Below are 16309 nucleotides of genomic sequence, written 5' to 3'. Positions count from 1 at the left end.
AGCGATCGCATGAACACCTGGTGGCAAGAAGTCTGGCTGACCCTGCAAGACGAATTCGCCGATATCGGCGATGCCCGGCAACTGACCCAGATCACCCTGCGGCTGCTGGTGGCGGCCCTGCTGGGGGGCATTCTGGGCTTTGAACGCGAGCACCAGGGCAAGGCTGCCGGGGTTCGCACCCATATGCTGGTGGCCATGGGCGCGGCCTTGTTCGTGCTGGTGCCGAGCCTGTCCGGGGCCCAGGCCGATGCCATGAGCCGGGTGCTCCAGGGGGTCATCGCCGGGATCGGTTTTCTCGGCGCCGGGACCATCCTCAAGGGCCGTGAAGAAGACCAGGGCCAGCACGTCAAGGGCCTGACCACCGCCGCCGGGCTGTGGATGACCGCAGCCATCGGTGTGGCCGCCGGCATGGGCCGCGAGGCCACGGCGGTGCTCAGTACCTTGCTGGCGCTGATGGTCTTCAGCCTGATGCCGCTGATTGTCCGGCGCCTGGAAAAGCGCCAGGACAGCTGATGCTCCGGGCCTCTCCACGCGGCTGTCTATGCTTGCTGACTGGGCGGGCGCCCGGGCTCAGGCGCTGACCACCACCGGCGGCATGGTAGTGGGCGGGTCGCCCTTGGGTGGCGGGGTGGTTTCCGGCGGTTCCTGCTCCGGGATCGGTTCAGGCTCGCTGGGGGGCAGGGTCGGTTGGTCGATGTTGGGGTCGGGGGTTTCTGCCGGGATCGGGATATTCATCGCGCTGGCCTCCTTTGTGCTTGCAGATGCACGGGCTCTTCTGGTGGACCGCAGCGGCGCGGATTTGATTCCCGCCGCTTGGCCGACCAATCGCGGTGAACTTTCGCCGCAGGCTTTGGCTCGGAACCTAAGTGCATTGATTCACCGGGGCCGCGGCCCCGCCACCAGAGCGTCGAAGACGTGAAAAAGGGGTGATGCTCGATGACTGTAGAAAAACCGACCGAACAGCAATACCAGGCGCACCTGCCGTTGTCCCAGGCCCTGCTGCTGCCGCGCATTGCCATCGAGAGCATCCGCCCGGTGCTCGACGGCGGCCAGTTCGCGGTCAAGGCAGTGGCCGGCCAGGAGGTAGAGGTGGCGTGCAAGGTATTCGCCGACGGCCACGACAAACTGGCGGTGCGGGTGCGCTGGCACAACGAGCAACAGGACAGCTGGGCCAGCCAGGCCCTGGAAGACCAGGGCAACGACGGTTGGCAGGGGCGTTTCACGGTGCCCGAAGTGGGGCGCTACCGCTTCTGCATCGAAGCCTGGATCGATCAGTTCGCCAGCTTCTGCTACGAGCTGGAGAAAAAGCACCTGGCTGGGGTTGCGGTCAGCCTGGAGCTGCAGGAGGGCCGCAGCCATGTGCAACAGGCCGCCGAGCGCAGCGAAGGGCCGCTGCGCGAGCAGTTGCTGGCGTTGCAGCGCGAGCTGTCCGGGTTGCTGGAGGCCGAGCAGGTGGCGCTGTTTCTCAGCGAGTCCAGCGCGCGCCTGATGGCCGAGGCCGATCACCGGCCCTACCTGAGCCTGAGCCCCGAGTACCCGCTGGATGTGGAGCGGCTACAGGCGCAGTTCGCCAGTTGGTACGAGCTGTTTCCCCGCTCGATCACCGACGATCCGGCCCGCCACGGCACGTTCAACGACGTTCATTCGCGGCTGCCGATGATTCACGACATGGGCTTTGACGTGCTGTATTTCCCGCCGATCCACCCCATCGGCCGCAGCCACCGCAAGGGGCCCAACAACTCGCTGAGCGCAGGCCCGGACGATCCCGGCAGCCCCTATGCAATCGGCAGCGAGGAGGGCGGCCACGAGGCCATCCACCCGCAACTGGGCAGCCGGGAGGACTTCCGCCGGCTGCTGGCGGCGGCCGCCGACCACGGCCTGGAGATCGCCCTGGACTTCGCCATCCAGTGCTCCCAGGACCACCCCTGGCTTAAGCAGCACCCGGGCTGGTTCAACTGGCGCCCGGACGGCACCATCAAATACGCCGAGAACCCGCCGAAGAAGTACCAGGACATCGTCAATGTCGACTTCTATGCCGCCGAGGCCATTCCCAGCCTGTGGCTGGAACTGCGGGACATCGTCATCGGCTGGGTCGAGGAGGGGGTCAAGACCTTTCGCGTGGACAACCCCCACACCAAGCCGCTGCCGTTCTGGCAGTGGCTGATCGGCGAAGTGCGCCGCCAGTACCCGGAGGTGATCTTCCTCGCCGAAGCCTTCACCACCCCGGCGATGATGGCGCGCCTGGGCAAGGTCGGTTACACCCAGAGCTACACCTACTTCACCTGGCGCAACACCAAGAGCGAGTTGTCCAGCTACCTGGCCGAACTCAACCAGCCGCCGTGGCGCGACTGCTTCCGTCCCAACTTCTTCGTCAACACCCCGGACATCAACCCGCAGTTCCTGCATGACTCGGGGCGCCCGGGGTTTCTGATCCGCGCGGTGCTGGCCACCATGGGATCCGGGCTGTGGGGCATGTACTCCGGGTTCGAGCTGTGCGAATCGGCGCCGGTGCCGGGCAAGGAGGAGTACCTGGATTCGGAGAAATACCAGATCCGCCCCCGGGACTTCTCGGCGCCGGGCAACATCATTGCCGAGATCGCCCAGCTCAACCGCATCCGCCGGCAGAACCCGGCGCTGCACAGCCACCTGGGGCTCAAGCTGTACAACGCCTGGAATGACCACATCCTGTATTTCGGCAAGCGCAGCGGCGACAACTTCGTGCTGGTGGCGGTCAGCCTCGACCCGTTCAACCCCCAGGAGGCGCATTTCGAATTGCCGCTGTGGGAAATGGGCCTGGCCGATGACGCCCAGACCCAGGGCGAGGACCTGATGAACGGCCACCGCTGGACCTGGTACGGCAAGACCCAGTTCATGCGCATCGAACCGGCGCAGCCCTTCGGCATCTGGCGCATCACCGCCACGTAGGAGCCGGCTTGGGCCCATGGGCCTTGTGCAGGCCCGGCCGACGCCTTCGCCGGCAAGCCAGCTCCCACGGTGGGGCGTGGTTTGTGGCAGCTGCGAATTCAATTTTTTCAGGAGCCCGACATGGCCAAGAAACCTCGCCCCACGACCTTTATCAAGGACCCGCTCTGGTACAAGGACGCGGTGATCTATCAGGTACATGTGAAGTCCTACTTCGATTCCAACAACGACGGAATCGGCGATTTTCCCGGGCTGATCGCCAAACTCGACTACATCAAGGACCTGGGGGTCAACACCATCTGGCTGTTGCCGTTCTACCCCTCGCCGCGGCGTGACGATGGCTACGACATCGCCGAGTACCGCGGGGTCAGCCCCGACTACGGCACCCTGGCTGACGCCCGGCGTTTTATCGCCGAGGCCCACAAGCGCGAACTACGGGTGATCACAGAACTGGTGATCAACCACACCTCCGACCAGCACCCCTGGTTCCAGCGGGCACGCAAGGCCAAGCCGGGTTCGGCGGCGCGCAATTTCTACGTCTGGTCCGACGACGACCAGAAATACGACGGCACGCGGATCATCTTTCTCGACACCGAGAAGTCCAACTGGACCTGGGACCCGGTGGCCGGCCAGTACTTCTGGCACCGCTTCTACTCCCACCAGCCAGACCTCAACTTCGACAACCCCCAGGTGATGAAGGCCGTGCTCTCGGTGATGCGCTACTGGCTCGACATGGGCATCGACGGCCTGCGCCTGGACGCCATTCCCTACCTGATCGAGCGCGATGGCACCAACAACGAGAACCTGCCGGAAACCCACCAGGTGCTCAAGCAGATCCGCGCTGAAATCGACGCCAACTATCCGGACCGCATGCTCCTGGCCGAGGCCAACCAATGGCCGGAAGACACCCAGCTGTACTTTGGCGATGTCACAGGCAGCGACGGCGACGAGTGCCACATGGCCTTCCACTTTCCGCTGATGCCGCGCATGTACATGGCCCTGGCCCAGGAGGACCGCTTCCCCATCACTGACATCCTGCGCCAGACCCCGGAGATCCCGGCCAACTGCCAGTGGGCGATCTTCCTGCGCAACCACGATGAACTGACCCTGGAAATGGTCACCGACCGCGAGCGCGACTACCTGTGGAACTACTACGCCGCCGACCGCCGGGCGCGGATCAACCTGGGGATCCGCCGGCGCCTGGCGCCGCTGATGGAGCGTGACCGGCGGCGCATCGAGCTGCTCAACAGCCTGCTGCTGTCGATGCCCGGTACCCCGACCCTGTACTACGGCGACGAGATCGGCATGGGCGACAACATCTATCTGGGGGACCGGGATGGCGTGCGTACGCCGATGCAATGGTCCATCGATCGCAACGGCGGTTTCTCCCGGGCCGACCCGGCCAGCCTGGTGCTGCCGCCGATCATGGATTCGCTGTATGGCTACCCGTCAGTCAACGTCGAGACCCAGTCCGGCGATCCCCATTCGCTGCTCAACTGGACCCGGCGCATGCTGGCGGTGCGCAAGCAGTCCAAGGCCTTTGGCCGCGGCACGCTGAAGATGCTGTCGCCGAGCAACCGACGGATCCTGGCCTATACCCGGGAATACACCGGGCCTGACGGCAAGCAGGAGATCATCCTGTGCGTGGCCAACGTCTCGCGCAGCGCCCAGGCCGCGGAGCTGGACCTCTCGGCGTTCGCGGGCATGGTGCCGGTGGAGATGCTCGGCGGGAACGCCTTTCCGCCCATCGGCCAGCTGAATTTCCTCCTGACCCTGGCGCCCTACGGTTTCTACTGGTTCGTCCTGGCGGCGGAAAACCAGATGCCCAGCTGGCACGTGGAACCGGCCCAGAGCCTGCCGGACTTCACCACCCTGGTGCTGAAGAAACGCCTCGAAGAATTGCTCGAAGCGCCATCGCGCACCACCCTGGAGCAGGAAGTACTGCCCAACTGGCTGCCCAAGCGGCGCTGGTTCGCCGGCAAGGACAGCGCCATCGACCAGGCGCGGATCGCCTACGGCGTACGCTTTGGCGACCCGCAGCACCCGGTGCTGCTCAGCGAGATCGAAGTCACCAGCGCCGGGCGCAGCGAGCGCTACCAGTTGCCGTTCGGCCTGTTGGCCGAAGAGCAGATCAACAGCGCCTTGCCCCAGCAACTGGCCATGGCCCGGGTGCGTCGCGGGCGCCAGGTGGGGCTGATCACCGACGCCTTCGCCCTCGACAGTTTCGTGCGCAACGTGCTGCTGGCACTGCAGGGCGCCACCTGCCTGGACAGCGAGCAGGGCCAGATCCGTTTCGAGGCCACCGCGCAGCTGGCGGCGCTGGGCCTGGGGGCCGACGCCGAGGTGCGCTACCTGTCGGCGGAGCAATCCAACAGCTCGGTGGTGGTGGGCGGCAGCCTGGTGCTCAAGCTGATCCGCAAGGTGGCGGGGGGCATTCACCCGGAACTGGAAATGGGTGCCTTCCTCACCGCTGCCGGCTTTGCCCACATCTCGCCGCTGCTGGGCTCGGTGCTGCGCCGCGATGCCCAGGGCGAAGACCATCTGCTGATGATCGCCCAGGGCTATCTGAACAATCAGGGCGATGCCTGGGAGTGGACCCAGAACAACCTCGAGCGGGCGATCCGCGACGAGCTGGCCGAGGCCATGTCCGAGCAGGAGCAGCACTACAACGCCCTGGGCGAGCTCCAGGATTTCGCCGGCCTGCTGGGCCAGCGCCTGGGGGAAATGCACCTGCTGCTGGCGGCCCCCAGCGACAATCCGGATTTCGCTCCCGAGCACGCCACCGCCAAGGATGCCCAGGCCTGGAACCAGCAGGTTGCCGAGCAACTGGAGCGCGGGTTGCAACTGCTTCAACAGCGCCAGGCCGAACTCGCGGCAGGGGAACAGAAATTGCTCGGCAAATTGTTGCAGCATAAGGCGCTGATCCTGGGTCACATCCAGCAACTGGCCAAACAGTTGGTGGGGGGCGTGCGGATTCGTGTCCACGGCGACCTGCACCTGGGGCAGGTACTGGTGATCAAGGGCGATGCCTACCTGATCGACTTCGAGGGCGAGCCGGCCCGGCCCCTGGCCGAGCGCCGCGGCAAGCACAGCCCGTACAAGGATGTCAGTGGGGTCCTGCGTTCCTTCGACTACGCGGCGGCCATGGCCCTGGAGGCACCGGCGGTGGACGGCGCGCAAGGCGCGGCGGCGGGGCGGCGCAAAGTGGTCACGCGCTACCTGACCGAGGCGCGCCACGCCTTTGTCCAGGCGTATCGGCTGGCGACGGCTAATCTTGCCCATGGCTGGCAGGACCCGGCGGCCGCGGATGCCGCCCTGGCACTGTTCAGCCTGGAGAAGGCCGCCTACGAGCTGGCCTATGAAGCGGAGAACCGTCCCGCCTGGTTGCCTGTGCCATTGCACGGCCTGGTGGGGCTGTTACGTGAACTGAAACCCTTTTCCGATATTGAGAGTGGTGGAGAGCAGTCATGAGTTTCTCGAACAAGGAACAGGGAAAGCAGCAACCGGCATTGCTTCCTTCGGCCAAGGCCATCGACGCCCTGGTACGGGCCGAACACCGCGATCCATTCGCCATTCTCGGGCCCCACGGCGATGGCGCCGGCGGGCAATTCATCCGCGCTTTCCTGCCCGGGGCGCTGAGTGTGCAGGTGCTCGACCGCGACCAGCAGCAGGTGCTCGGCAGCCTGCAAGCCGGTGAGGTGCCGGGGCTGTTTGTCGGGCACTTTCCCGAGGCCCGGCCCTATCTCTTGCGCATTCAATGGGCCGGGGGCGAACAGGTCAGTGAAGACCCCTACAGCTTCGGCCCCCTGCTAGGGGAGATGGACCTGTACCTGTTTGCCGAAGGCAATCACCGCGACCTCAGTTCCTGCCTGGGGGCGCAACTGACCACCGTGGACGGCATCGACGGCGTGCGTTTTGCGGTCTGGGCACCGAATGCCCGGCGGGTCTCGGTGGTGGGCGACTTCAATATCTGGGACGGGCGCCGGCACCCGATGCGCCTGCGCCATCCCTCCGGGATCTGGGAGCTGTTCATCCCGCGCCTGCAAGCGGGCGAGGCCTACAAATACGAGATCCTCGGGCCCCAGGGCATCCTGCCGCTCAAGGCCGACCCCATGGCCCTGGCCACCCAGTTGCCGCCGGACACCGCCTCCAGAGTCGCGCCGCCCCTGACCATCGAGTGGCGGGACCAGGAGTGGATGCTGGCCCGAGGCGAGCGCCAGCGGGTGGACGCGCCGCTGTCGATCTATGAGCTGCATGCCGGTTCCTGGCAGTGCGAAGTGGACGACCTTGGAGAAGTGGCCCGCCAGTACAGCTGGGCCGAACTGGCCGAACGGCTGATTCCCTACGTCAAGGACCTGGGGTTTACCCATATCGAACTGATGCCGATCATGGAGCACCCGTTTGGCGGCTCCTGGGGCTACCAGCCGCTGTCGCAGTTCGCCCCCAGCGCCCGCTACGGCAGCCCGCAGGATTTTGCAGCCTTCGTCGACGCCTGCCATCAGGCGGGCATCGGGGTGATTCTCGATTGGGTGCCGGCGCACTTTCCCACTGATAACCACGGCCTGGCGCAGTTCGACGGCACTGCACTGTATGAGTACGGCAACCCCCTGGAAGGCTTCCACCAGGACTGGGACACCCTGATCTACAACCTGGGGCGTACCGAAGTGCACGGTTTCATGCTGGCTTCGGCGCTGCACTGGCTCAAGCATTTCCACGTCGACGGCCTGCGGGTAGATGCCGTGGCCTCGATGCTCTACCGCGACTATTCGCGCAAGGCCGGGGAATGGGTGCCGAACCGCCACGGCGGCCGGGAAAACCTCGAAGCCATCGATTTTCTGCGTCACCTCAACGACGTCGTGGCCCTGGAGGCCCCGGGCGCCCTGGTGATCGCCGAGGAGTCCACCGCCTGGCCCGGGGTCAGCCAGCGCACCGACCAGGGCGGCCTGGGCTTTGCCTATAAATGGAACATGGGCTGGATGCATGATTCCCTGCATTACATCCAGCAGGACCCGGTGTACCGCGCCCACCATCACAACGAACTGAGCTTTGGCCTGGTGTACGCCTGGTCCGAGCGTTTCATCCTGCCGATCTCCCACGACGAAGTGGTGCACGGCAAGCACTCGTTGATCGACAAGATGCCCGGCGATCGTTGGCAGAAGTTCGCCAACCTGCGGGCCTACCTGAGCTTCATGTGGGCCCATCCGGGCAAGAAGCTGCTGTTCATGGGCTGCGAGTTCGGCCAATGGCGCGAGTGGAACCACGACCAGCAACTGGACTGGTACCTGCTGCAGTACCCCGAGCACCGCGGGGTGCAGCAACTGGTGGGGGACCTCAACCGCCTGTATCGCCAGTACCCGGCGCTGCACGACCAGGACGACGTGCCCCAGGGTTTCCAATGGCTGATCGGCGACGATGCGATCAACAGCGTCTATGCCTGGTTGCGCTGGAGCAAGAGCGGCGAACCGCTGCTGGTGGTGGCCAACTTCACCCCGGTGCCACGCCAGGGCTATCGCGTCGGCGTACCGGTGGCGGGGCGCTGGAGCGAGTTGCTCAACAGCGATTCGCAACTGTATGCCGGCTCCAACTACGGCAACGGTGGCGAGGCCTTCAGCGAAGAGCAGAGCAGCCATGGCCAGGCCCTGTCCCTGGTACTCAACCTGCCGCCGCTGGCCGTACTGATCCTGCGCCCTGACAGTTGACCCAGGCGTCCTGTAGCCGCTGCCGAAGGTTGCGAACGGTCTGGGCGGCAGTTTGTCGCTGGGGCGAGGGGGGGGCGAGGACGCCAACGGCTCGTCTGGAGATCGCCCAGTCAACCCGTTACAGGGAGTCGGCGGCCTCAGGCGGGAACGCCTGGGTCAGGCCACCGGGGCTTTCACCCTGGTCCGGGGCGAAGGCGGCGATGTACACCAGGCCCGCGACGTTTGGCGCATGCCCGACCTGGCTGATCACCGCGCCGCCGTAGGAGTGCCCCACCAGCAGCACCGGCCCCGGTTCCAGTGGGCGGCACCGCCCCAGAAACCGGGGACCAGGACAATCGTGGGTTGCTCGCTCATCGCTTGATTCCTTCTCTGGGCGCAAGGTTGGGCCGCAGGCGGGCGCCCCCAGGCTCGGGTTCGGGGAAAAGCGTGGTCGACTCTGGCGGGAATACGGCTATTTATTCATGAACTCTGATGTGCGGCCCCAGGCGGCAGGTGCACTTCCACCGCCAGTGGCAGGTGATCGGAGAGATGGGTCCAGGGCTTGTTGCCGAGGATCTGCGGGCGGTGGCTGTGGGCGTTGCGCAGGTAGACCCGATCCAGGCGCAGCAGTGGCCAGCGGGCCGGGTAGGTCTTGGCCGGGCGGCCATGATGGCGTTCGAAGGCTTCGTGCAGGTCGTTGCGCCGGCCCAGGGTGGCGTTGCCGTGCATCTGCCAGTCATTGAAGTCGCCGGCGATGATCACCGGCGCCTCCTCGGGCAGGGATTCGAGCAACTGGCCCAGCAGCGCCAGCTGCAACTGGCGATGGCTTTCCAACAGGCTCAGGTGCACGCAGATGGCGTGGACCTCGGCATGGCCGGGCACATCCAGCACGCAGTGCAGCAGGCCCCGGCGCTCCGGGCCGGTGATCGAAACATCGAGGTTGCGGTACTGGCGGATCGGAAACTTCGACAACAGGGCGTTGCCGTGATGGCCGTCGGGGTACACCGCGTTGCGCCCGTAGGCGTAGTCGCTCCACATGCTGTCGGCGAGAAACTCGTACTGTGACTGCTGAGGCCAGTTGTCCAGGCGCGAGGCATGGCGCTCGTGCTCGCCCAGTACTTCCTGGAGAAACACCAGGTCGGCCTGGGTGCTGCGCACGGCCTCGCGCAGTTCCGGAAGAATGAAGCGGCGGTTCAGGGCGGTGAAGCCCTTGTGAGTGTTGACGGTCAGAACGCGTAACCGCTGGACCGCCTCGGGGTTGGGCTGGCGGGTGGAATCGCTGCTCACGCGGGCTCCTTGGAATCAGTGGCGGTTACAGATGGGACTGGCGACCGGTGCGTGCGTTCAGCTTATTTTCCACCCGCGCAGGCCTACATCAGGATGATCTCGTAGGGCAGGCGCAGGCGCTCCAGCAGCACCGGCGACAGCGACGGCTCCAGGCCGATCTCCGGCTCGCCCTGCAACTGGCTGGCATAGGCGTGGGCGGCGTGGCGCTTGCGGGCCACGGTCCAGGTGTCCAGGCGCAGCTTGCGCGCACGCTGCCAGGGGATCTGGTGCTCCTCGCGGGCCGCCCAGTGCCAGGCCCAGATCGGAATCTCATGAAAACGCGCACCCACCAGGCTCGCGGCCTTGGCCGTGGCCCGGCCCACGGCTTCGTGGTCGAGGTTGCCATCGGCGCGCCAAGTGCTGAACACCACGTCGGTGTCGCGCAGGTAGCGGCAGATGAAGGGCACCAACTGCTGTTCCCGTTCGCTCAAGGCGCTGTCGGCAAAGCCGCCGCGGATCCACTTCAGGCTGTGCAGGGGCAGGCCCAGGCGACGCAGAGCTTCGGCGCTTTCCTGGGGCCGGAACACGCTCAGGCGGCGCTTGGGCCACAGCTCCGACCCGGGATGGCTGGCGCTGCCGTCGCTGATGGAAATCAGTTGCAGAGGGTGGCCGTGGTGGGCCAGCACTTGCAGCAGGCCGCCGCTGGCGACCACTTCGTCACCGGGGTGAGGGGCGACTATCACTGCCCGGGAGCCGGCCGGAACCAGGTTGGCCAGATTGATGGCCGGCACCTCGGCCAGGCTGCGGGCACTGTTCCAGACTTGGCTGGGCCAGTTGCTGTCGATTGCGGGTATGGCTTTCATGGGGTGTCACATCCCTGTTTTCCGGGCCACGGCAAGAGCGGTTGAACCTCCGTTCAGTCGCGACCCTGGGTTTGCACGCACGCTGATTCCTTGGCACCTGCCTCAGCGTGAAGTACCGGTGCCCCATACCTTTGGAGCACCGCGATTCGGGGGTAATCATACACAGCCTGGAGCTTTCCACGCAGTGCCAGCCCAGGCTTATTTGCTGATTACCAAGCCCGTCACAGGGTAGACGGCAATTCTCCCCCCGGGGAGGCGCACCGACCAATGCCATGCCGTACTTCACAGCCCTGCGCAAGGTTCACTCAGGCGCTTGAGGTAATCGCCGAACCCACCTTTGGCCCGCGAATCCAGGCGCCCGCTGGTAATCACTTGCGGATGCCGGCTCCAGGCGATGCTGGCGCCGCAGCGCTGCAACTGTCGCACCAGCTGCACATCCTCGTGGCAGGTCAGGGCCTCGAAGCCGCCGGCGCGGACATAGGCTGCAGCGCTGATGCCGAGGTTGGCGCCATGGATGTGCCGGTGGCCATCGCTGTCCTGGTAGGCGTCGTGATAGCGGATCCGGGCCTGGGGTTCGAAGCCTTCGCTCCAGCGGTCGACGGTGACGGTGCCGCAGACGGCGTCGGCGCCCAGGGCCAGTTGGGCCACCAGCCAGTCTTCGGGTACGCGGCTGTCGGCATCGGTACAAGACAGCCAGCGGGCGCCGGCCTGCAGCAGCAACTGCGCGCCCGCGGCCCGTGCCCGTCCGACATTGCGCACCTGCAACTGCAGGTGTTGCACGGCGAACTGGCGGGCAATGTCCAAAGAACCGTCGGAGCAGCTGTCGAGCACCACCAGGATCGCCACGTCCTCATTGAGTTCGGGGTGGCTGGCGGCTTTCAGGGCGCAGCGCAGGCACTCGGCCAGCAGTTGCTCCTCGTTATGGGCGGGTATCACCACTCCGATCATCGCAGGCCCTCCAGGGTCGCGACCGAATCCGCTTCGCGGCCCCAGAGGTCGAGGAGAAAGTCCGCTTCCTGGTGCTCCAGCAAGCGTGGCAGTTGCAAATGGCGATGGAGCAGTTCGTGCACTTGTCCGGCATCCAGGGGGCACTCGGCAATGGGCGGGCGCCAGTGGCAGGCCAGTAGCTGGCCATCCGCGGCCAGGGAGCCCAGGGCCCGTGCCACCAGTTGCGCCAGGTCGGCGGCGTCCAGGTAATAGCCGATCTCGCTGATGACGATCAGATCGAAGGGCCCCTTGGGCCAGTCCTGGGGCAGGCGGCCGTGTTCCACCCGGGCGTGGGGGAAGGAGCGCAAGCGCTGCCGGGCCAGGTCCACCGCGTTGCGCGCGGTGTCGTAGGCCAGCAGGCTGTCGCAGCGGCTGGCCAGTTCGGCGCTGAGTTCGCCGTTGGCACAGCCGGGTTCGAAAATGCTCCGGTAGTGGCGGCGCGGCAGGCTGGCCAGGGTGATTGCACGTTTGCGCTGTTCATACCAGCGCTGGCGAAAGGCCCAGGGGTCCTGGTCCCGGGCGAACAGCCCTTCGAAATAGCGACTGTCGACACTCATAGGAACACCACCTCAAAAGGTTGCAGCAGACGCTCGATGATGTGCGGTGCCAACACGGGCGCCAGGCCGATCTGCGGGTCGCCCTCCAGTTGGCTGGCAAAGGCGTGGATGGCATGGCGCTTGCGGGCCACCTGGGCAGGGCTGAGCAGCACCTTGCGGGCCCGCTCCCAGGGCAGCTGCCGGCCCTCGGGATCGGCCCAGTGCCAGGTCCAGATCGGCAGTTCCTTGAGGCTCGCACCCGCGGCCCGGGCGGCCAGGGCGCTGGCCCGGCCCACGGCTTCGTGGTCGCAGTGGCCGTCCTCGCACCAGGTGCTGAACAGCACGTCACCGGCGCGCAGGCAACCCTGGATGAACTGCGTCAGGGCGGCTTCGTCCCGGGCGACGCGGCTGTCCTCGAAGCCCGCGCGCAGCCAGGTGAAGCGCTGCAGCGGCAGGCCCAGGCGGCGCAAGCCTTCGGCGGACTCCTGGGGCCGTACCTGGCTCAGGCGCTGTACCGGCCAGCGCAGGGAGCCGGGATGGCTGGCGCAACCATCGGTGACCGAAATCAGCAGCAGCTCGCGCCCTTCGGCCGCCAGCAGTTGCAGGAGGCCGCCACAGCCGAGGATTTCATCGTCCGGGTGCGGGGCCACAATCACCGCCCGCGCTCCTTGCGGGACCAGGGTTCGAATATCCACCGCGGCCATGGCCTGCAGTTGCGAGGAAGCCTGCCAGGCCCGCAGCGAGGTGCCGCGACCGACAATCGGATTGGCTTTCACAGTTGCCATCCTCCCGGGTCCGCTGCAGCGTGGGCGGCGTTGGCGAGCTGTTGCCCGAGAATGGCCAGGTCACGCTCGGCATGGCTCTGGCGGATGAACACCGGCAGGTCCGCCAGCAGCCGGGCGAAGTGCCGGTCCAGGCAATAGGGGCCGGCGCCCAGCGCCCGGCCGACGTGGTGCAGCACGCTGTCGACGCTGGCCTCGGTCACCGCCCGGGCGCGCCGGGCCAGCAACTGGCACTCAGCCTGGGGCGCCTGATCCAACTGCCGGGCACTGTGGCGCAGCACACAGGCGGCCTGATGCAGGGCGCTGTCCACTGCCCCTAGGTGGGCCAGGGCATGGGGCTCGTCGCGTTTGGCGCAGTGTTCGCGCAGGGGGCGTGCGATGGCCTGGGCGGCCCCCAGCCAGCAGGCGGCGATGCCGATGGCGCCTTGCCAGAAGCCTGGGCGCTGCAGGTAGTCATCCGGCCCGCCGACCCATTGGCCACGAGCCTCGTGGAAGTCAACCCGCTGGCTGCCGGTACTGGCCATGCCCACCGCTTGCCAGCTGCCGCTCTCGACCTGCACCCCGGGCTGGTCCAGGGCCACCGCCACCAGGCGTTGGTGGCCATCGGCGTCCCAGGCGGTGAGCAGGGCATGGCTGAGCACCTCGGCCCCCGAGCACCAGGCCTTGGTGCCGCTGAGCCGGCAGTGCGGGCCATTGGCAACGGCGTGCACCCGGGCCTGGGGCGGCTCCGCGGCCCAGGTACCCCAGGTGGTGCCGGGTGGCCCGGGGCAGCCCAGTTCCGCCATGATCGCCAGGGCGTCGGTGTGCCCCTCGTAGAGCTTGCACAGGCCCAGGTCATGGCCGGCGACCCTGGCCAGGGCCTGCCAGCGTTGCAGGGTGGCGCCCCCGGCGGGCAGTGGCAGGCGGTCGAGCCCGGCGCCCACCAGGGCGTCCAGGCACAGGCCCAGGGCGCGGGTGTCGGCGTGCCCCAGGTCGGGGGCGTGATGCAGGAAGCCTTGCAGGTCCATGTTCAGTCTTCTTCCTCATGTTGCAGTTCGAACAGCAGCAGGGAGCGCCCGGTCACCGAATACTCGTGGCCGAAGGCAAAGCGTTCCTGGCCGCGCACCGCCGGCTGGTTGGTGTCGAGCATGCAGGTCCAGAACTCCCCGGCGGGCACCTCAGGCAGGCGGAAGTTGACGATGTCGTGGTGGGCGTTGACCACCAGCAGCAGGGTGGCGTCGGCCCCGGGGCGGCGGATCCCGGTTTCCTGGGCGCGGCCGTCCAGCAGCATGCCCAGGCAGCGACCATGGGGGTCCTGCCAGTGCTCGGTGGTCATCTCGCTGCCGCCGGGGGCCAGCCAGGTGACGTCCTTGACCCCGATGTCCTCGTTGTAGCTGCCCACCAGGAAGCGCCCGCGCCGCAGGATCGGGTAGCTCAGGCGCAGCTTGATCAGGCGCTTGACGAACTTGAGCAGGGACTTGCCGTCGTTATCCAGCTCCCAGTTGACCCAGCCGATCTCGCTGTCCTGGCAGTAGGCGTTGTTGTTGCCGTGCTGGGTGCGGGCGAATTCGTCGCCGGCCACCACCATCGGCGTGCCCTGGGCCAGTAGCAGGGTGGCGAAGAAGTTGCGCATCTGGCGCAGGCGCAGGGCGTTGATCTCGGGGTCGTCGCTGGGGCCTTCGACGCCGTGGTTCCAGGACAGGTTGTTGTTGCTGCCGTCCTGGTTGTTCTCGTCGTTGGCTTCGTTGTGCTTGTCGTTGTAGGACACCAGGTCGTGCAGGGTGAAACCGTCGTGGGCAGTGACGAAGTTGACCGAGGCGTAGGGCCGGCGGCCGCGCTGGTTGAACATCTCGCCGGAGGCGGTCATGCGCCCGGCAAAATCCGCCAGCTGGCCGTCATCGCCCTTCCAGAAGGCGCGCACGGTGTCGCGAAAGCGATCGTTCCATTCCACCCAGCCCGGTGGGAAGTTGCCCACCTGATAGCCGCCGGGGCCGCAGTCCCAGGGTTCGGCGATCATCTTCACCTGGCGCAGCACCGGGTCCTGTCGGCAGGCCACGAGGAAGCTGTGGCGCTCGTCGAAACCGTCGTGGTAACGCCCGAGAATGGTCGCCAGGTCGAAGCGGAAGCCGTCCACGTGCATTTCCGTGGCCCAGTAGCGCAGCGAGTCGGTGACCATCTGCAACACGCAGGGGTGGCTCAGGTCCAGGGTGTTGCCGGTGCCCGAATCGTTGATGTAGAAGCGCTTGTCGTCAGGCATTAGGCGGTAGTAGGAGGCGTTGTCGATGCCGCGCATGGACAGGGTCGGGCCTTGCTCGTTGCCTTCGGCGGTGTGGTTGTAGACCACGTCCAGGATCACCTCCAGCCCGGCTTCGTGCAGGTGGGCGACCATTTCCTTGAATTCGGCGATCTTGCCGCTGGCCAGGTAGCGCGGGTCGGGGGCGAAGAATGCGATGCTGTTGTAGCCCCAGTAGTTGGTCATGCCCTTGTGCAGCAGGTGCTGGTCGTTGACGAAGGCGTGGATCGGCAGCAGCTCCACCGACGACACCCCGAGCTTGCGGATGTGCTCCAGCACGTCGTCCACCATCAGACCGGCGAAGCTGCCCCGCAGGTTCTCGGGCACCGAAGGGTGGCGCATGGTGAAGCCACGCACATGAGTCTCGTAGATGATGGTCTTGTCCCAGGGCACGCTGACCCGCTGGTCGTTGCCCCAGGTGTGGGCCGGGTCGATGACCTTGCACTTGGGCACGAAGGGCGCGCTGTCGCGCTCGTCGAAACTGAGGTCGGCATCCGGGTGGCCGATGGTGTAGCCGAACAGCGCCTCGGACCATTTCAGCTCGCCCACCAATTGCTTGGCATAGGGGTCGATCAGCAGTTTGTTGGGGTTGAAACGGTGCCCGTTGGCCGGGTCGTAGGGGCCGTGCACGCGGTAGCCGTAGATCAGCCCCGGGTGAGCGTCGGGCAGGTAGCCGTGGAAGATTTCGTCGGTGTATTCCGGAAGTTCGATGCGTTCGAGTTCCACTTCGCCGGCATCATCGAACACACAGAGCTCGACCTTGGTGGCATTGGCCGAGAACAGCGCGAAGTTGACCCCCAGGCCGTCCCAGGTGGCGCCGAGGGGGAAGGGCAGGCCTTCACGAATGCGCGAGGGTTCGCTCTCGGGAGTGGCGGCGGGCTGCTTGGATCTGCTCATGGTTGCTCCTGCAGTGAGACGGTGACGGGCCGGGCCCTTTCTTCAGGGCGAACGCGACCCTTATGGCGCGTGGGCGCGCCACGGGTTGACGAGGACGAGATGGCCG

General features: G+C 66.5%; 13 protein-coding genes. 4 read left to right on the top strand and 9 right to left on the bottom strand.

The features are described 5' to 3' along the window. Window positions 1-9: 9 nt before the first annotated feature. Window positions 10-513 carry an MgtC/SapB family protein gene (locus ABCR88_RS16845; RefSeq protein ID WP_072450474.1) on the top strand — a complete coding sequence of 168 codons (504 nt, stop codon included), beginning with the start codon at window positions 10-12 and terminating at the stop codon, window positions 511-513. Between the two features lie 57 nt (window positions 514-570). On the opposite strand, the gene ABCR88_RS16840 is transcribed toward ABCR88_RS16845, so the two are convergent. After that, the gene (locus ABCR88_RS16840; RefSeq protein ID WP_015635515.1) at window positions 571-735 is read right to left on the bottom strand and encodes a hypothetical protein; all 165 of its coding nucleotides are present in this window, start codon (window positions 733-735) and stop codon (window positions 571-573) included. Window positions 736-936: 201 nt separating this feature from the next. On the opposite strand from ABCR88_RS16840, the gene ABCR88_RS16835 reads away from it, so the two are divergent. The 3 genes from ABCR88_RS16835 to glgB all read left to right on the top strand — a co-directional run bounded on the left by ABCR88_RS16835 (window position 937) and on the right by glgB (window position 8621). Further along, entirely contained in the window at window positions 937-2925 is a 1989-nt protein-coding gene (locus tag ABCR88_RS16835) for an alpha-1,4-glucan--maltose-1-phosphate maltosyltransferase (RefSeq protein ID WP_065363987.1), read from the top strand. A gap of 120 nt (window positions 2926-3045) precedes the next feature. Then, window positions 3046-6393: a maltose alpha-D-glucosyltransferase gene (gene treS / locus ABCR88_RS16830; protein ID WP_350402760.1), complete on the top strand. Its 3348-nt coding sequence runs from the start codon at window positions 3046-3048 to the stop codon at window positions 6391-6393. Beyond that, entirely contained in the window at window positions 6390-8621 is a 2232-nt protein-coding gene (gene glgB / locus ABCR88_RS16825) for a 1,4-alpha-glucan branching protein GlgB (RefSeq protein WP_350402758.1), read from the top strand. The genes treS and glgB overlap by 4 nt, the downstream gene beginning before the upstream one ends. 118 nt (window positions 8622-8739) lie before the next feature. On the opposite strand, the gene ABCR88_RS16820 is transcribed toward glgB, so the two are convergent. The 8 genes from ABCR88_RS16820 to glgX all read right to left on the bottom strand — a co-directional run bounded on the left by ABCR88_RS16820 (window position 8740) and on the right by glgX (window position 16203). Further along, the gene (locus tag ABCR88_RS16820) at window positions 8740-9000 is read right to left on the bottom strand and encodes an alpha/beta hydrolase (protein ID WP_350024096.1); all 261 of its coding nucleotides are present in this window, start codon (window positions 8998-9000) and stop codon (window positions 8740-8742) included. An 80-nt stretch (window positions 9001-9080) separates the two neighbouring features. Further along, entirely contained in the window at window positions 9081-9887 is an 807-nt protein-coding gene (locus ABCR88_RS16815) for an endonuclease/exonuclease/phosphatase family protein (RefSeq protein ID WP_232642193.1), read from the bottom strand. A gap of 83 nt (window positions 9888-9970) precedes the next feature. Further along, window positions 9971-10729 (bottom strand): PIG-L family deacetylase, encoded by a 759-nt coding sequence (locus ABCR88_RS16810; protein WP_011061166.1) that lies wholly within the window; start codon window positions 10727-10729, stop codon window positions 9971-9973. A 282-nt stretch (window positions 10730-11011) separates the two neighbouring features. Next, the gene (locus tag ABCR88_RS16805; RefSeq protein WP_041118080.1) at window positions 11012-11677 is read right to left on the bottom strand and encodes a glycosyltransferase; all 666 of its coding nucleotides are present in this window, start codon (window positions 11675-11677) and stop codon (window positions 11012-11014) included. Next, window positions 11674-12273 (bottom strand): SAM-dependent methyltransferase, encoded by a 600-nt coding sequence (locus tag ABCR88_RS16800; protein WP_011061168.1) that lies wholly within the window; start codon window positions 12271-12273, stop codon window positions 11674-11676. The genes ABCR88_RS16805 and ABCR88_RS16800 overlap by 4 nt, the downstream gene beginning before the upstream one ends. Then, window positions 12270-13028 (bottom strand): PIG-L family deacetylase, encoded by a 759-nt coding sequence (locus ABCR88_RS16795; RefSeq protein WP_041118082.1) that lies wholly within the window; start codon window positions 13026-13028, stop codon window positions 12270-12272. Before ABCR88_RS16795 ends, ABCR88_RS16800 begins: the two co-directional genes overlap by 4 nt. Then, window positions 13025-14041: an acyl-CoA dehydrogenase gene (locus tag ABCR88_RS16790; protein ID WP_041118084.1), complete on the bottom strand. Its 1017-nt coding sequence runs from the start codon at window positions 14039-14041 to the stop codon at window positions 13025-13027. Before ABCR88_RS16790 ends, ABCR88_RS16795 begins: the two co-directional genes overlap by 4 nt. Window positions 14042-14043: 2 nt before the next feature. Then, the gene (gene glgX, locus ABCR88_RS16785) at window positions 14044-16203 is read right to left on the bottom strand and encodes a glycogen debranching protein GlgX (RefSeq protein ID WP_350402755.1); all 2160 of its coding nucleotides are present in this window, start codon (window positions 16201-16203) and stop codon (window positions 14044-14046) included. Window positions 16204-16309 lie beyond the last annotated feature (106 nt).

Origin of the sequence: Pseudomonas sp. W17, assembly GCF_040268305.1 — a bacterium.
Classification (GTDB): domain Bacteria; phylum Pseudomonadota; class Gammaproteobacteria; order Pseudomonadales; family Pseudomonadaceae; genus Aquipseudomonas; species Aquipseudomonas protegens.
This window is presented reverse-complemented; position numbering and strand designations above follow the sequence as displayed.